The organism is Pseudomonas sp. PDM16 (assembly GCF_014851865.1).
Lineage (GTDB): Bacteria > Pseudomonadota > Gammaproteobacteria > Pseudomonadales > Pseudomonadaceae > Aquipseudomonas.
Genome location: NZ_JACVAM010000004.1, coordinates 460218 through 477602 on the forward strand (window position 1 = coordinate 460218; position 17385 = coordinate 477602).

General features: G+C 65.4%; 11 protein-coding genes and 1 pseudogene. 6 read left to right on the forward strand and 6 right to left on the reverse strand.

From position 1 onward, the window contains the following. Positions 1-145: 145 nt before the first annotated feature. The 3 genes and pseudogenes from IB234_RS16980 to cobA all read left to right on the forward strand — a co-directional run. Positions 146-1366: pseudogene (locus IB234_RS16980) on the forward strand (NAD(P)/FAD-dependent oxidoreductase); the annotation flags it as partial. Positions 1367-1385: 19 nt separating this feature from the next. Further along, on the forward strand, positions 1386-4112 hold the full coding sequence (locus IB234_RS16985; RefSeq protein WP_192320015.1) for a nitrate reductase: 2727 nt from the start codon (positions 1386-1388) through the stop codon (positions 4110-4112). A gap of 16 nt (positions 4113-4128) precedes the next feature. After that, positions 4129-4866, forward strand: a complete 738-nt coding sequence (cobA, locus tag IB234_RS16990) for a uroporphyrinogen-III C-methyltransferase (protein WP_192320017.1) — start codon at positions 4129-4131, stop codon at positions 4864-4866. A gap of 103 nt (positions 4867-4969) precedes the next feature. Here the strand turns inward: cobA and IB234_RS16995 are convergent, their stop codons facing one another. After that, positions 4970-5425, reverse strand: coding sequence for a PACE efflux transporter (locus IB234_RS16995; protein WP_192320020.1), 456 nt, complete (start codon positions 5423-5425; stop codon positions 4970-4972). A gap of 160 nt (positions 5426-5585) precedes the next feature. On the opposite strand from IB234_RS16995, the gene IB234_RS17000 reads away from it, so the two are divergent. The 3 genes from IB234_RS17000 (at position 5586) to IB234_RS17010 (ending at position 7744) form a co-directional block, all read left to right on the forward strand. Continuing rightward, positions 5586-6488: a LysR substrate-binding domain-containing protein gene (locus IB234_RS17000; protein ID WP_192320022.1), complete on the forward strand. Its 903-nt coding sequence runs from the start codon at positions 5586-5588 to the stop codon at positions 6486-6488. A gap of 50 nt (positions 6489-6538) precedes the next feature. Then, positions 6539-7198, forward strand: coding sequence for a glutathione S-transferase family protein (locus tag IB234_RS17005; RefSeq protein ID WP_192320024.1), 660 nt, complete (start codon positions 6539-6541; stop codon positions 7196-7198). A gap of 96 nt (positions 7199-7294) precedes the next feature. Further along, a complete protein-coding gene (locus IB234_RS17010; protein WP_192320026.1) occupies positions 7295-7744 on the forward strand; it encodes a YybH family protein in 450 nt (149 codons plus the stop codon). A 52-nt stretch (positions 7745-7796) separates the two neighbouring features. Here IB234_RS17010 and IB234_RS17015 read toward each other — a convergent pair whose 3' ends face one another. The 5 genes from IB234_RS17015 to tpx form a co-directional block, all read right to left on the reverse strand. Continuing rightward, a complete protein-coding gene (locus IB234_RS17015) occupies positions 7797-9248 on the reverse strand; it encodes an efflux transporter outer membrane subunit (protein ID WP_192320028.1) in 1452 nt (483 codons plus the stop codon). Continuing rightward, entirely contained in the window at positions 9245-12352 is a 3108-nt protein-coding gene (locus IB234_RS17020) for an efflux RND transporter permease subunit (RefSeq protein WP_192320030.1), read from the reverse strand. Before IB234_RS17020 ends, IB234_RS17015 begins: the two co-directional genes overlap by 4 nt. Next, positions 12349-15447 (reverse strand): MdtB/MuxB family multidrug efflux RND transporter permease subunit, encoded by a 3099-nt coding sequence (locus IB234_RS17025; RefSeq protein ID WP_192320033.1) that lies wholly within the window; start codon positions 15445-15447, stop codon positions 12349-12351. The genes IB234_RS17020 and IB234_RS17025 overlap by 4 nt, the downstream gene beginning before the upstream one ends. Then, positions 15444-16649 (reverse strand): MdtA/MuxA family multidrug efflux RND transporter periplasmic adaptor subunit, encoded by a 1206-nt coding sequence (locus IB234_RS17030; RefSeq protein ID WP_192320035.1) that lies wholly within the window; start codon positions 16647-16649, stop codon positions 15444-15446. The genes IB234_RS17025 and IB234_RS17030 overlap by 4 nt, the downstream gene beginning before the upstream one ends. A 164-nt stretch (positions 16650-16813) precedes the next feature. Next, positions 16814-17314, reverse strand: coding sequence for a thiol peroxidase (gene tpx, locus IB234_RS17035; protein ID WP_192320037.1), 501 nt, complete (start codon positions 17312-17314; stop codon positions 16814-16816). Between the last annotated feature and the right edge of the window lie 71 nt (positions 17315-17385).

The following is a 17385-nucleotide window of genomic DNA, read 5'->3' on the forward strand; positions in this document are numbered from 1 at the left end:
CTTCGACAATCTGATAAAGGCACCGCCCTCAACGCGGAAGACGGTGCCCTCCCGCTCGATCGGGACCTGGACAAAGGCGTCCTCGCTAGGCAACTGGCGGGACGCCTTTTTTATTTTTCCGTGATTTCAACAGGAGAGAACCGGCATGAACAAACTCAAGCTGGTGATGGTAGGCAACGGCATGGCCGGAGTCAGAACCCTGGAGGAGCTGCTCAAGCTCGCCCCGGACCTCTACGAGATCACCGTGTTCGGCGCCGAGCCGCACCCCAACTACAACCGCATCCTGCTGTCGCCGGTGCTGGCTGGTGAGCAGACCTTCGCCGACATCGTGCTCAACGGCCTCGACTGGTACGAGCAGCACGGTATCGACCTGCGCCTGGGCCGCAAGGTGGTGAGCATCGATCGCAAGAAGCGCGTGGTCATCGCCGACGATGGCAGCACGGCCCACTACGACCGGCTGATCCTGGCCACCGGCTCCACTCCGTTCATGCCACCAGTGCCCGGCAACCGCCTGCAGGGTGTGATCGCCTACCGCGACATCGCCGACACCGAACTGATGATGCAAACCGCCCGTACTCACAGCCATGCAGTGGTGATCGGCGGCGGCCTGCTCGGCCTGGAGGCAGCCAACGGCCTGCGTCAGCGCGGTATGGACGTGACCGTGGTGCACCTGGCCGATTGGCTGCTGGAGCGCCAGCTGGACAAGACCGCCGGCAAGTTGCTGCAGCAGGCGCTGGAGGAGCGCGGTATCCACTTCCGCCTCAACGAACAGACCGAGGAGCTGCTGGACTACGGCAACGGCCGGGTCTGCGCCGTGCAGTTCAAAGGCGGCGACGTGATCCCCGCCGACCTGGTGGTAATGGCCGCCGGCATTCGCCCCAACTTCGAACTGGCCGAGAAAGCGGGCATCCCCTGCAACCGCGGCATCCTGGTCGACGACACCCTGCAGACCTACGACCCGCGGGTGTATGCCGTCGGCGAATGCGCCAACCACCGCGGGATCGCCTATGGCCTGGTGGCGCCACTGTTCGAACAGGCCAAGGTCTGCGCCAATCACCTGGCCATGCTCGGCACCGCCCGCTATCAGGGTTCGGTGATCTCCACCAAGCTCAAGGTCACCGGCATCGACCTGTTCTCCGCCGGCAATTTCATGGGTGGTGATGACACCGAGACCATCACCCTCACCGACCCGCTCGGCAGCGTGTACAAGAAGCTGGTGATCAAGGACGACGTGCTGGTCGGTGGCTGCCTGTATGGCGACACCCTGGACGGCAGCTGGTATTTCCAGCAGATCCGTGAGGGGGCTGATATCAGCAGCGTGCGCGACCACCTGATGTTCGGCCAGGCCAGTGTCGATGCGGCCGGCCTGGCCCAGGACGCCGCCCATGCCTGACACCCTGCCGCATTCGAACCGGATCACCGCCGCCACCTGCTGCTACTGCGGCGTGGGCTGCGGCGTACTGATCGAGCACGACGGCGAGCGCATCCATGGCGTGCAGGGCGATCCCAGTCACCCGGCGAATCACGGAAAGCTGTGCAGCAAGGGCTCGACCCTGCACCTGACCGGCGATCTGGACGCCCGCGCCCTGTATCCCGAGTTACGCCTGGGCAAGGGCCTGGCCCGTGCTCGCAGCGGCTGGGACAGCGCTCTGGATCACGCCGCCAGCGTGTTCGCCGAGACCCTCCGCGAGCACGGCCCGGACAGCGTCGCCTTCTACGTCTCCGGCCAGTTGCTGACCGAGGACTACTACGCCTTCAACAAGCTGGCGCGCGCCCTGGTCGGCACCAACAACATCGACTCCAACTCGCGCCTGTGCATGTCCTCGGCCGTGGTCGGCTACAAGCGCAGCCTGGGCGCCGATGCCCCGCCGTGCAGCTACGAAGACATCGAGCTGGCCGACTGCCTGCTGATCGCCGGCAGCAACATGGCTTACGCCCACCCGATCCTGTTCCGTCGTCTGGAAGCAGCCAAGGCCGCGCGGCCGGAGATGAAGATCATCGTGGTCGACCCACGCCGCACCGATACCTGCGAGCTGGCCGATCTGCACCTGGCCATCGCCCCGGGCACCGACGTGGCCCTGTTCCACGGCCTGCTGCACCTGCTGCTGGCGGACGGCAGCTATGACATCGCCTATATCGAGACGCACACCGAAGGTTTCGACACCCTGCGCGAGCTGGCCGCCGACTATCCGCCGAGCGAAGTGGCGCACCTGTGCGGCATTGACGAAGCCGACCTGCGCCGCGCCGCAGAACTGATCGGTAAGTCACCTGCATTCCTGTCGCTGTGGTGCATGGGTCTCAACCAGTCCACTGCCGGCTCAGCCAAGAACAGCGCGCTGATCAACCTGCACCTGGCCACCGGGCAGATCGGCAAGATCGGAGCCGGCCCGTTCTCGCTTACCGGCCAGCCCAACGCCATGGGCGGCCGGGAGACCGGTAGCCTGAGCAACCTGCTGCCCGGCCACCGCGAGGCCGGCAACGCCGAACACCGCGCCGAAGTCGCCCGTTACTGGGGCGTCGACAGCCTGCCGGAGAGCACCGGCCTGTCCGCCATCGAGCTGTTCGACGCGGTGCGCGAAGGCAAGATCAAGGCCCTGTGGATCGCCTGTACCAACCCGGCGCAATCCCTGCCGGACCAGCAGAAAGTCCACGAGGCCCTGGCCGTTTGTCCCTTCGTGGTGGTGCAGGAAGCCTTCTTCACCACCGAAACCTGCAAGTACGCCGACCTCCTGCTCCCGGCCGCCAGTTGGGGAGAAAAAGAAGGCAGCGTGACCAACTCCGAGCGGCGCATCACCCATGTGCGCCGCGCCGTGCCAGCGCCCGCAGAGGCGCGGCCGGACTGGGCGATCGTCTGTGACTTCGCCCGTCGCCTGGAACAACAGCTACGCCCCGGCCTGCCCAGCCTGTTCGACTTCGATAGCGCGCAGGCGCTGTTCGAGGAGTACAAACACCTGACCCAAGGCCGCGACCTGGATCTTTCCGGTCTCAGCTACGCCATTCTGGACGACCAAGGTCCGCAACAATGGCCCTTCCCGGCCGGTGCCCAGCAGGGCACCGCGCGGCTGTACGGGAATGGGATATTTCCCACCGCCAGCGGCCGTGCGCGCTTCATCGCCGATGCCTATCAGCCACCACGCGAGGCGCACGATGCGGATTTCCCCCTGCTGCTGAATACCGGCCGCCTGCGCGACCAGTGGCACGGCATGAGCCGCACCGGCACCGCCGCCCGCCTGTTCGGCCACGTGTCGGAGGCGGTACTCGGCCTCCACCCGGGCGAGCTGCGCCAGCGCGGCCTGCAGTCCGGTGATCTAGTACAACTGCGCAGCCGCCGCGGCGGTCTGGTGCTGCCGGTACAGTCCGACGACACCCTGCGTCCTGGCCAGGCGTATTTGCCGATGCACTGGGGCGACCGCTTCCTCAAGGGCCTGGGCACCAACGTGCTGACTCAGCCGGCCTTCGACCCTCTGTCCAAGCAGCCGGAACTGAAGATCAGCAGCGTCGAGGTGCAGAAGGCCGATTTGCCCTGGCAGCTGTTCGCCCTGGTGGAAGAGGACGTGCAGCGTCGCTTCGAGGCCTTGCGCCCACTGTTCGAGGGCTTCGCCTATGCCAACCTGGCGCCGACCGGCCGAGAGGAGCGCCCCGCTCTGCTGATTCGTGCCGCCGCGGAGTCGGCACCGGACGCCGCGCTGCTGGCGCAGATCGATGCCCTGCTGGGCGTCGACCAGGGCCCGGTGATGGCCTACGACGACACGAAACGTGGCGTGGGCAAGCGGGTACGCATCGAAGAAGGTCGCATCGTCGCCGTGCGCCTGGCCGGTGAAACGGCTGCTCGCGACTGGCTCAAGGGGCTGTGGCTACAGGGCACCACCGATATGGATCTGCGCCGCTGGCTGCTGGCGCCCCTGGCCACGCCACCGGGGGGCGGGCGCAAGGCCAGCAAGGTGGTGTGCAACTGCATGAACGTCAGCGAGGACGACATTTGTGCCGGGATCGCGCAAAACCTTGATCTAGACGGGTTGAAGCGTGAGCTCAAGTGCGGCACAAGTTGCGGTTCCTGCGTCCCCGAGATCAAGAGACTGCTGGCCAAGCAGCCAGTGGCGGCCATTGCCTGAGTATGAGGATTCGAACATGAGCGCAAAAGTCTGGCTGGTGGGTGCCGGCCCCGGCGACCCCGAGCTACTGACACTGAAGGCCGTGAAGGCCCTCAACCAGGCTGAGATCGTGATGATCGACGATCTGGTCAACCCGGCCGTACTGGAGCACTGCCCCAATGCCCGTGTAGTGCCGGTGGGCAAGCGCGGCGGCTGCCGCTCCACCCCACAGGCCTTCATCCATCGCCTGATGCTGCGTTATGCGCGCCAGGGCAAATGCGTGGTGCGCCTGAAAGGTGGAGACCCCTGCATCTTCGGCCGCGGCAGCGAGGAAGCCGACTGGCTGGCCGAACATGGCATCGAGGTGGAGATGGTCAACGGCATCACTGCAGGCCTGGCCGGCGCCACCAACTGCGGCATCCCCCTGACCTTGCGCGGCGTGGCCCGCGGCGTGACCCTGGTCACCGCCCACACTCAGGATGACAGCACGTTGAACTGGCAGGCGCTGGCCCAAGGCGGCACCACGCTGGTGGTGTACATGGGCGTGGCCAAGCTGCCAGAGGTACGCGACAGCCTGCTGACCGGCGGCATGCGCGGCGACATGCCGGTGGCGATGATCGAAAACGCCTCGCTGCCACAACAACGCGAATGCCGCAGCACCCTGGCCGACATGCAGCAGGCGGCGCTCGATTTCCAGTTGAAGAGCCCGGCGATCCTGGTGATCGGCGAGGTGGCGGCACTGCAGCAGATCAGCCTGCTGGCAGCGACTGCTTGATCCCCCCTTCGCTCCTGCGGAGCACTGCCTTGCCCGGCCTCATGGCCGGGCTTTTTTTATTCTCTGCTCAACGGCCGCTCTATCGATCAGCCCCGTCTGCAACTCAATCCACGACGCCAAGCCTGCCGGGCTCTACCTCCTGCTGAGCGGAGTCAGGCACACCGAATAGCAGATCGAATGCCCATTGGAACGCAAAGGCATAGAAAAAGAAGAACAGCAGCAGGCCCATGTCGGCAATCAGCGCTTCCAGCCACGAGATGGTCAGCCACCAGGCCATGAGAGGTATCAGCAGCAACGCCAGACCACCCTCGAAGCCCAGGGCGTGCAACAGACGCCGCCCCAGCGTACGGGTACGCCGCCTCTGCCGTGCCTCCCAGTGCTCGAACAGGCTGTTGAACGCCATGTTCCAGCTCAGCGCTACCAGCGATAGCAGCAGTGCCAGGGTACCGGAGTAGACCAGGCTCTCGTCGAAGCCCCAGGCAATCACCGGCGAGACGAACAGGGCTGCGACCAGTTCGTAGAGCAATGCCTGAACCACTTTCCGCTTCGCGCCTTGCATAATTCACCTCACCTTTCCGATATAGCTGGGCGCCGGTTCGGCTTCGGATCGGTTCCATTCGGCAGCCTCAGTGCCAGGCAATCTATGTGTGCCGGGAAGCTGGTACAAATGACCTATAGTTTGCCTGGATGAATTCAACTCACCTGATACCGAGCTACCGATGTTCGCCCGCCTTCCCCTTACCGCCCTGCGTACCTTCGAATCAGCAGCCCGCCTGGCCAGCTTCCGCGCTGCCGCGATGGAGCTGAACGTCACCCCTACCGCCGTATCGCATCAGATCCGTGGCCTTGAGCAATGGCTCGGCACTCTGCTGTTCGAGCGCCTGGGACGCGGTGTGCGCTTGAGCGAAGCCGGCGAGAAACTGCAACGCAGCCTGCACGGCGCCTTCATGGAGATCGACCGCAGCCTCAACACCCTGAGGCCACCGAGTGGCGAGCAGTGCGTCAGCCTCAACACCATGCCAGCCTTCGCCGCGCTTTGGCTGGTACCACGCCTGGGTCGCTTCTATCGACGCCATCCCGGCATCCGCGTACGCATCGAAACCAGCAACGAGCTGGTCGAACTGGAGCGCGACGCCAGCCTCGACCTAGTGATTCGCTGCGGGCTGGGCGAATACCCGCAACTGCACCAACAACAGCTGATGGGCGAACACTTCGCTGCCTACGCCGCGCCGCAGTTGCTGGAAGACATGCCGCAGCGGCGCCCGGACCTGATCGGTGTTGGCTGGGACGCGCCGATGTCCGGTCTGCCAGTCTGGGAGAGCTGGGCTGAACAGGCTGGCGAGAACTGGGTGCTCGCAGCCACCCGTCGCGACTATCCAGACGAGCACTACGCCCTGCAGGCGGCCATTGCCGGCCAGGGTCTGGTACTGGCCAGCTCGGTGCTGGTGTCGGACAGCCTGGCCAGCGGCCTGCTGCGCCCGTATCACGCCGATATCAGCCTGCCCGGTGCGCCGTACCTGGCGCTGTGCGTGCCAGGCCGCGAGCGCCAGCCGGCGGTCAAGGCACTGCTGGATTGGCTGGCCGAGGAAGTGTTGCGAGAAAGCACGACGGCTGTCGATTGAGCCGGGCGCCATTCGACCAGTAGCAAGCCCATCCCACGGAGACGCGCAACATGGCCCTGGAACTCTTCGCCCACCCCTTCTCTTCCTACTGCCAGAAGGTGCTGATCGCCCTCTACGAGAACGGCACGCCCTTCGAATATCGCCTGCTGGCGCCGGAGCAGCCGCAGAACATGCAGCGTCTGGCCGAGCTGTGGCCGCTGCAACGCTTTCCGTTGCTGCTGGATGAAGGCCAAGTGGTGCTGGAATCGAGTGTCATCATCGAACACCTGCAACTGCACCGCCCCGGGCCGGTGCGGCTGATCCCCGAAGACCCGGTTCAGGCTCTGGAAGTGCGCCTGATGGATCGGGTGTTCGACAACTACATCTCCACGCCTCAGCAGAAGTGCGTATTCGATGCTCTGCGCCAAGAGCAAAACCGCGATGCCTACGCCGTGAACGAGGCGCGGCAGATGCTGGCCACTGCCTACGCCTGGCTGGAGCAGCGACTGCAGGGACGCACCTGGGCAGCCGGCGAGCACTTCAGCTTGGCCGACTGCGCCGCGGCGCCGTTCCTGTTCTACGCAGACTGGACCCTGCCGATAGCCGAGGCCTTCTCGACCGTGCGTACCTATCGCCAGCGCCTGCTACAACGGCCATCTTTCGCTCGTGCGGTGGAGGAAGCGCGGCCGTACCGGGCATTCTTCCCACTGGGCGCACCAGACCGCGACTGATCCACAACCCGCGACCGTGGGGTTCCTTTCGTCAGCACGATGCCGCTAGCATCGGCACATCGCCCTCGTGTCGGGGGCACCCCACAAGGAAGGTCGATGAAAAAGCTCGCACTGTCTCTGTTCTGCCTGTTCGCCCCACTGGCTCACGCCGACTCCGCACTGACCGAGAGCAGTGTTCGCCACCTGTACGATCAGGTGACTGCCGCCAACTCGCAGCGCGACATCGACGCCACGCTGTCCTACATGAGCGACGACGTGCGCATCCATATCAGCGCCCCCAACGGCAGCATCGAGCTCGACGCGGACAAGTATCGCCAGCTGCTCAAGCAGGGCTGGAGCGGGCTGGACAGCTATCGCATGGAGGTGGATATCGAATCGATCGAGATTGCCAACGATGGCCAGAGCGCCACGGTCAAGGACGTCACCAAGGAGACCCTGAGCATCCAGGGGCGGGAGATGAGCACCGGCATGCACGAGACCGTCAGCCTACGCCTGATCGACGGTGAGCCGAAGATCGTGCGGATCGAGGGAACCATCCGGCCCTGAGCAAAAGGCCCATCTACAGATGCCGGACAGCCCGGCATCTGTAGATGGCGTCTTATTCTTCCTCCGGCAGTCCCTGCCAACCACCACCGAGCGCCGCCACCAGCTGCACACTGGCGGTCAGGCGGCTGCCCTGCAGGGTCAGGCGGGTGCGCTCGTTGGACAATGCTGTGGTCTGCACGCTGACCACGTCAGTGAACTCCACGGTACCGGCACGGTACTGGTTGAGCATCAGCCGCAGCGATTCGCGGGCGGCATCCAGCGCCTCCTGCTGCACCACCGCCTCGCGCTCCAGCACGGCCAACTGCACCAGGTAATCCTCCACTTCGCGGAAGCTGCCCAGCACCGTCTGCCGGTAGTCGGCCACGGTCTGGTCGTAGCTGGCCTCGGCTTGTTCGACTCGGGAGCGGATCAGGCCGCCGTCGAACAGGTTGAGGGCGAAGGACGGGCCGATGGACCAGAAGCGGTTCGGCGAGCTGATCCAGTTGTCCAGGCCACCGCTGCGGTAGCCGCCGGTGGCGGACAGGCTCAGTTCTGGATAGTAGGCGGCCTTGGCCACGCCGATCTCGGCGTTGGCGGCCATCACCCGGCGTTCGGCGGCAGCCACGTCCGGGCGGCGCTCCAACAAGGTCGAAGGCAGGCTGACCGGCACGCTCGGCAGTGCCGGCACGTCCTCGCGTACCGCCAGCCCGAACTCGGACGGTGCCACGCCGACCAGCACGGCAATGGCGTGCTCCAGCTGGGCACGCTGGTATTCCAGGTCCACCGCCTCGGCCTCCGTGCCCTTGAGCTGGGTCAGCGCCTGGGTCACATCGGACTTCGGCACGATGCCAGCCTTGTACTGGTTCTCGGCGATCCGGTAGGCCTGCTTGTAGGCCGCCACGGTCTCGTCGAGCAAGCGTTTCTGCTGGTCCATCACCCGCAGCTGCAGGTAGTTCTGCACCAGTTCGGACTGCTGGCTGAGGCGCACGGCTGCCAGGTCGGCGACGCTGGCGTCGAGCCCGGCATTCTCCGACTCCAGCTGACGGCGCAGCTTGCCCCACAGGTCCAGCTCCCAACTCACGCCGAGGCTGGCCTCGTAGCTCTTGGATACGTTCGAGGCATTGGCGCCGCTGACGCTCACGCCGTCGTTGGTACTGATGGTGCTGTCGCCACCACCCTGACCCGCACGGGTCACGCCGGTGTTGAAGCCGACAGTCGGGAAAAAGCCTGCCCTCGCACCACGCACCAGCGCTCGCGCCTGGCGGTACTTGGCCTCCGCGCTGGCAAGGTTCTGGTTGTCGGCGTTGAGGCGCTCGATCAGCCCATCCAGCTCGGCGTCGCCGTAAAGCTTCCACCAGTCGCCACGCAGTGCGGTGTCCGCCGGCGCGGCGGCCTTCCAACCGGCGGCCTGCTTGAACTCGGCCGAGGGCGCGCTCTGCGGGCGCAGGTAATCCGGGCCGACAGCGCAACCGGCCATGGCCAGGGCAGCGAACAGGAAGGAAATACGAGGCAATGCGGACTTCATAGCGGAGTTTCCAGAGCGGCGTCAGTGCGCACACCACGCCAGCGGTTGACCCGATGGCGCAGGCGGTCGAGATACAGGTAGACCACCGGGGTGGTGTAGAGAGTGAGCAACTGGCTGAGCACCAGGCCGCCGACGATGGCCAGGCCCAGCGGCTGGCGCATCTCGGCGCCTTCGGCCTGGCCCAGCAGCAGCGGCAGTGCGCCGAGCATGGCGGCCAGGGTGGTCATCATGATCGGCCGGAAGCGCAGCAGGCAGGCACGGCGGATCGACTCCTGCGGGGTCAGGTGCTCGTTGCGCTCCAGTTCCAGGGCCAGGTCGATCATCAGGATGGCGTTCTTCTTCACCACGCCGATCAACAGGAACAGGCCGAGCAGCGAGACCATGCTGAACTCGCCGCCGGTGAGCAGTATCGCCGCCAGTGCGCCGACGCCAGCCGAGGGCAGCGTGGAGAGGATGGTCAACGGGTGGATGTAGCTCTCGTAGAGGATGCCCAGGACGATGTACACCACCAGCAGGGCGATCAGGATCATCACCGGCTGGCCTTGGGCCTCCTTCTCGAACTGGCCGCCGGTACCACCGAGCTGGCCCTGCACCTCCGTCGGCAGGTTGAGCTCGTCTACTGCCTTGCGGATCGCCGCATTGGCCTGGTCCTGGGTCACATCCGGTGCCAGGCTGTAGCCGATGCTCTCGGCGGCGAACTGGCCCTGATGGTTGACCCGGTCCTCTTCCAGGCTGCGTTCCCAGCGGGAAAAGCCGGAGAGCGGAACCCGCGCCCCATCGGCGGCGATCACCTGGATCTGATCCAGCGCCTCGGGGTACTGAGCGTATTTCGGGTCCATCTCCATGACCACGCTGTACTGGTTGAGCGTCTCGTAGATGGTGGATATCTGCCGCTGGCTGAAAGCATTGTTCAGCACGCTGGTGATCATCGCCATGTCCACGCCCAGGCGCTGGGCGGTGGTGCGATCCACCACCAGGTTGATCTGCTGGGCGCCCTCACCCTCGTTGGCGTCGATATCGGTCAGCTCCGGCAGGCTGGCCAGGCGATCACGCACCTTGGGCAACCACTCCTTGAGCAGGTCCATCTCGCTGGCCATCAGCACGTATTCGCTGTCCGAGCTGCGACCCTGACGGCCACCAAACTGCAGGTCCTGGTCGGACATCAGCATCAGACGGGCGCCGGGCACCTTGGGCATTTCCTTGCGCAAACGGTCCATCACCTCGCGGGCCGACTGCTCGCGCTCGGCGATAGGCTTCAGGCGCACCACCAGAAAGGCGTTGTTGATACCGCTCTCGCCACCGATGAAACCAGCCACGCTGTGGATCGCCGGGTCTGCCAGCAGGCCGCGGCGGAACTGTTCCATCTTCGGTTGCATGACCTGGAACGACAGGCCGTCGTCGCCACGCACGAAGCCGATCAACTGACCGGTGTCCTGCTCCGGCATGAGGTTCTTCGGCACCGTGGCGAACAGGTAGAAGTTGCCGAAGATGGTCAACAGCAGGATGAACAGCGTCAGTCTGGAATGCACCAGGGCCCACTCCAGGCTGCGCCCGTAGAAGCCCAGTACACGTTCCTGCACACGCGAACCGGCGCGCTGCAGGCGACTCGGTTCGCGCTCCTCTTCCTCGGCCTTGAGCCAGCGGGCGCAGAGCATGGGCGTGAGGGTCAACGACACAGCCAGGGAGATGAGAATGGCGGCCGTCAAAGTCACGGCGAACTCGCCGAACAGGCTGCCGACGATGCCGCCCATGAACAGGATGGACATGAACACCGCCACCAGCGACAGGTTCATCGACAGCAGGGTGAAACCCACTTCCTGAGCGCCCTTGAACGCCGCGGCCATGGGTTTCTCACCAGCCTCGATGTGTCGCGAGATGTTCTCCAGCACGACGATGGCATCGTCCACCACCAGGCCGGTGGAGATGATCAGCGCCATCAGCGACAGGTTGTTCAGTGAGAAATCCAGCAGGTACATCACCGCGAAAGTACCGACCAGCGACACCGGCACCGCCAGCGCCGGGATCAGCGAGGCGCGCCAGCGGCCGAGGAACAGGAACACCACCAGGATCACCAGGCCCACCGCGATCAGCAGCGTGCGCTCGGCCTCGTGCAGGCTGGCGCGGATCACCGGCGAGCGGTCCATCGCCACTTCCAGCTTGGCGCTGGCGGGCATTACCGCCTCCAGGGCCGGCAGATCGGCACGGATATCCTCGATGGTTTCGATGATGTTGGCCCCCGGCTGGCGGTTGACCACCAGCAGCACGGCTTTCTCGTCGTTGTAGAAGCCGGAGTTGTAGCGGTTCTCCACCGAGTCGCGGACCTTGGCCACATCGCTGAGGCGCACCGGCGCGTTGTTCTCGTAGCGGATGATCAGGTCCTGGTACTCGGCCGCCTTGTGCATCTGGTCGTTGGCCTGGATCTGCCAGTGGCGGTTGGCGTCGGCCAGGTCACCCTTGGGCCGGTCGCGGTTGGCTTCGGCGATGGCGTTGCGCACCTCGTCCAGGGCCACTCCGTACTGGTCCAGCAGACGCGGCTCCAGCTCCACCCGCACGGCCGGCAGCGAACTGCCGCCGATCTCGATCTTGCCCACGCCCTGCACCTGCGACAGCTTCTGCGCGATCACCGTGGAGGCCATGTCGTACAGCTGGCTCTTGTCCAGCTGCGGCGAAGTCAGCGACAGCACCATGATCGGCGCCTGCGACGGGTTGAACTTCTCGTAGGTCGGCATGGTGCGCATGCCGCTGGGCAACAGATTGCGCGAAGCGTTGATCGCCGCCTGTACCTCGCGCGCCGCAGCATCCACGTTCCGGCCGATCTCGAAGAGGATGATGATTCGCGTATTGCCCTGGGCGCTGCGGCTGGTCATCTCGCTGATGCCGGCGATGCTGCCCAGGGCCCGCTCCAGCGGCGTGGCGACGCTGGAGGCCATGGTCTGCGGGCTGGCGCCCGGCAGGTTGGCGCTGATGACGATGGCCGGGAAGTCCATGTTCGGCAGCGGCGCCACCGACAGCAGGCGGAAGCTGACCAGCCCGGCGAGGATGATCGCCAGGCTCAGCAGCAGGGTCGCCACCGGCCGGCGGATAAAGGGCGCGGATAGGTTCATGGCGCCAGTGCCACTCCCGAAGCGCTACGGCCGAGCAGGCGCCGCGACATGCGGTCGAAGGCCAGGTAGATCACCGGGGTGGTAAACAAGGTCAGCACCTGGCTGAGCAGCAGACCGCCGACCATCACCAGGCCCAACGGCTGACGCAGCTCGGCGCCGGAGCCCGAGGCCAGCATCAGCGGAATGGCGCCGAACAGCGCAGCCAGGGTGGTCATCAGGATCGGCCGGAAGCGCAGCAGCGCGGCCTGGTAGATCGCATCCTGCGGGGCCATGCCCTGGTTGCGTTCGGCCTCCAGGGCGAAGTCGATCATCATGATCGCGTTCTTCTTGACGATGCCGATCAGCAGGATGATGCCGATGATGGCGATCAGGCCCAGGTCGTTGCCGGTCAGCAGCAGCGCCAGCAGCGCGCCGACCCCGGCCGAGGGCAGCGTCGAGAGAATGGTGATCGGGTGGATATAGCTCTCGTAGAGCACGCCCAGCACGATGTACATGGTGACGATGGCCGCCAGGATCAGCAGCAGGGTCGACGACAGCGAGGCGCGGAAGGCTTCCGAGGCGCCCTGGAACTGGCTCTGGATGCCGGCCGGCATACCAATTTCCTGCTCCACCCGCTCGATCACCTCGACCGCCTCGCCCAGCGACACGTCCGGAGCCAGGTTGAAGGACACGGTGACCGCCGGGAACTGGCCAATATGGTTGACCAGCAGGCTGGCCGGGCGCTCTTCCACCCGCGCCAGGGACGACAGCGGCACCTGGCCGCCGCTGGCCGTGGCCACATGGATACGCCGCAGGGCCTGCGGACCCAGCTCACCGGCGCCCTTGCTCTCCAGCACCACGCGGTACTGGCTGGCCTGGGTGAAGATAGTGGAAATCTGCCGCTGGCCGAAGGCGTCGTACAGCGCATCGTCGATGTCGCCAACACTGACGCCCAGACGCGAGGCGGCATCGCGGTCGATATTGAGGAACACCTGCAGGCCCTGGTTCTGCAGGTCGCTGGCGATGTCGCGCAGCTGCGGCTGCTCGCTCAGGGCGCTGATCAGTTTTGGCGTCCACTCCTCCAGCAGCTTGCCGTCCGGCGACTCCAGGCTGAACTGGAACTGGGTACGGCTGACCCGATCCTCGATGGTCAGATCCTGCACCGGCTGCAGGTACAGGGCGATGCCAGGCACCTTGGCCAGCTCGGGACGCAGGCGCTCGATCACTTCGCTGGCGGTGACATCGCGCTCGCGGTGCGGCTTGAGGTTGATCAGCAGACGGCCGCTGTTCAGCGTTGGGTTGTCGCCATCCACGCCGATGTAGGACGACAAGCTGGACACGTCCGGGTCCTGCAGAATCACGGCGGTCAGGCGCTGCTGGCGCTCACTCATGGCCTTGAAGGAGATCGACTGCGGCGCCTCGGAAATACCCTGGATCACCCCGGTGTCCTGCACCGGGAAGAAACCCTTGGGCACGGCCAGGTACAGCACCACGGTGAGCGCCAGGGTGCCTATGGCCACCAGCAGGGTCAGGCCCTGGTGGCGCAGGGTCCAGGTCAAACCCACTGCGTAGCGCGCGATCAGGCCGTCGATGACGGCGCCGGCGGACTTGTAGAAACGCCCCTGCTCCTCTTCCTTCTCGGCCTTGAGCAGGCGTGCGCACATCATCGGCGTCAGGGTCAGCGACACCACCAGGGAAATCAGGATGGCCACCGCCAGCGTAATGGCGAACTCGCGGAACAGCCGTCCGACCACGTCGGCCATGAATAGCAGCGGGATCAGCACGGCGATCAGCGAGAAGGTCAGCGAGATCAGGGTGAAGCCGATCTGCCGGGCGCCCTTGAGCGCGGCGTTGAACGGTGTCTCGCCCTCCTCCAGATGGCGGGCGATGTTCTCCAGCATGACGATGGCGTCGTCCACCACGAAGCCGGTGGCGATGGTCAGGGCCATCAGCGTCAGGTTGTTGATCGAGAAACCGGCCAGGTACATCACGCCGAAGGTGCCGATCAGCGAAAGCGGCACGGCGATGGACGGGATGACGGTGGCCGAAACCTTGCGCAGGAACAGGAAAGTCACCAGCACCACCAGGCCAATGGCCAGGACCAGCTCGAACTGCACGTCCTTGACCGCCGCACGAATGGTCTGGGTACGGTCGGTGAGCACTTGCACTTCCAGGCTGGCCGGCAGCGACGCGGTGATCTGCGGCAGCAGCTTCTGGATGCGGTCGACCACCTCGATGACGTTGGCGCCGGGTTGGCGCTGGATGGTCAGCAGCACGGTCTCGTTGCGGTCGGCCCAGGCGGCCAGACGCTCGTTCTCGGCCCCATCCTCCGCCGTGGCCACGTCACGCAGGCGCAGGGCCGCGCCGTTCTCATACTTGAGGATCAGGTCCTGGTATTCGGCGGCGGACTTGAGCTGGTCATTGGCGTCCAGCTGCGAGACGCGGGTGGGGCCGTCGAAGTTGCCCTTGGGCTGGTTGACGTTTTGCGCCGCGATCAGGGTGCGTACGTCGGCCAGGTTGAGGCCGTGGCTGGCCAGCGCCTCGGGGTCGACCTTGATGCGCACGGCCGGGCGCTGGCCGCCAGCCAGGCTGACCAGGCCGACGCCGCTGATCTGGGCGATCTTCTGCGCCATGCGCGTATCGATCAGGTCGTGCACCTGGGTCAGCGGCAAGGTGTTGGAGCGAATCGCCAGGGTCAGTACCGGGGTGTCCGCCGGGTTGACCTTGTTGTACACCGGCGGCGCCGGCAGGTCATCAGGCAACAGGTTGGTGGCGGCGTTGATGGCCGCCTGCACTTCCTGTTCGGCCACATCCAGATTCACATCCAGGGTGAAGCGCAGGGTAATCACCGAGGCGCCGCCCGAACTGGTCGACGACATCTGCTTCAAGCCCGGCATCTGGCCGAACTGGCGCTCCAGCGGCGCAGTCACCGCGCTGGTCATCACCTGCGGGCTGGCGCCCGGATAGAGAGTGAGCACGCGGATGGTCGGGTAGTCGACTTCCGGCAACGCGGAAACCGGCAGCAGGCGGTAGGCGATCAGACCGGTAAGGAAGATCGCCACCATCAGCAGTGTGGTGGCGACCGGGCGCAGGATGAACAGGCGTGAGGCGTTCATGCGCCCTGCTTCTGTGCGGCCTGGCCTTGCGGTTGCGCCAGGGCGCCCGGCTCATTGCCGATCACCTGTACCTGACTGCCTTCCTTGAGCTTGTCGGTACCTTCCAGCACCAGACGCTCGCCGACCTTGACGCCCGAGTCGATCAGGCTGGTGGCGCCATCGCTGGCACCGACCTTGATGTCACGCAGTTGCACCTTGTCGTCGGCACCCAGGACAAAGACGAAGGTGCCTCGGGCACCGAACTGCACGGCGGCGGACGGAATCAGCGTGGCCTGCTGGCGGGTCTCGACACGCAGGCGCACGTTGACGAACTGGTTGGGGAACAGCTGCTCGCCGGAATTGCTGAAGCGGCCCTTGAGCTTGACGGTGCCGGTGGCCACGTCGATCTGGTTGTCCAGGCTGTGCAGCTCGCCCTCGGCCAGCAACTGCTGCTCGCCACGATCCCAAGCCTGCACCAGCAGCTTCTGGTTGTCGCGCACCTTGGCCAGCACCGGCGGCAGGTCCTTCTCCGGCAGGGTGAAGTTGACGGCGATCGGCTCGACCTGGGTGATCACCACCAGCGGCGTGGTGTCGCTGCTGCGCACCAGGTTGCCGAGGTCCACCTGGCGCAGGCCGAGGCGGCCGGTGATCGGTGCGCGAATACGGGTGAAATCGAGGTTGAGGCGAGCGTCGGCGACGGCAGCCTGGTTGCTCTTCACCGTGCCCTTGTACTGGCCGACCAGCGCCTGCTGGGTGTCGAGGGTCTGCTTGGCGATGCTGTCTTCGGCGAACAGACCCTGGTAGCGCGCCAGGTCGATCTCGGCGTTCTTCAGCTGCGCCTGGTTCTGCGCCAGGGTGCCCTCGGCCTGCTGCAGCGCTACTTGGTAGGGGCGCGGGTCGATCTGCGCCAGCAAGTCGCCGGCCTTGACCAGTTGCCCCTCTTCGAAGAACACCTTGACCAGCTCGCCATCCACCCGCGAGCGCACGTTGACGGTGTTCAGCGCCGTGACGGTGCCCAGCGCCTTGAGTTCGATGTGGAAGTCGCCGCTACCCACCTCGGTCAGCCGCACCGGTACCGGACCGCCCCAGGGGCCGAAGTCACCACCGGGCTTCTGCTCAGGTGCCTTCGGCCACAGCCACCAGGCAACCAGGGCGATGAGCAGAACGATCAGGGCAATCAGCCAGGAACGGGAAGGTCTGGAAATACTGCGGGATTCGGGCATGGCGCGGGGTCACTGTCCTGGGGAAGGTGAACGATAAGTACTCCCAGCGGCCAGGCAAAGGGTCTTTACCGCCTTTTTACCTAGATAGACGTAACAGGAAGTTGGAAATTTAGAAAAAACAACGGCCTGCATATGGCAGGCCGTTGTCGGTGACGCGCTTTCGCTTACTTCAGGGCAGCGAGGGCAGCGGCGTAGTTCGGCTCATCGGCGATCTCGCCAACCAGTTCGCTGTGCAGCACCTTGTCGTTCTCGTCCAGCACCACCACGGCGCGGGCGGAAACACCAACCAGCGGGCCGTTGGCGAAGGCTACACCGTAGTCCTTGAGGAAATTGGCGCCACGCATGGTCGACAGGTTGACCACGTTGTCCAGGCCTTCGGCACCGCAGAAGCGCGCCTGGGCGAACGGCAGGTCGGCGGAGATGCATAGCACCACGGTGTTGGGCAGCGCGCTGGCCTCGGCGTTGAACTTGCGCACGGAGGTGGCACAGGTCGGGGTGTCGATGCTCGGGAAGATGTTCAGCACCTTGCGCTTGCCGGCCAGGCTGGCGAGGCTGACGTCGGACAGATCCTTGGCGACCAGGCTGAACGCCGGAGCCTGTTGGCCAGCCTGCGGCAGTTGGCCTTCGACCTGGATCGGATTGCCCTTGAGGGTGACTTGAGCCATGGAGAGGGTCCTTTTTTGGTTGGGTGAGGTTGGATCGGGCACAGAGTTAAGCACGGTCGCCGGCAAATGTC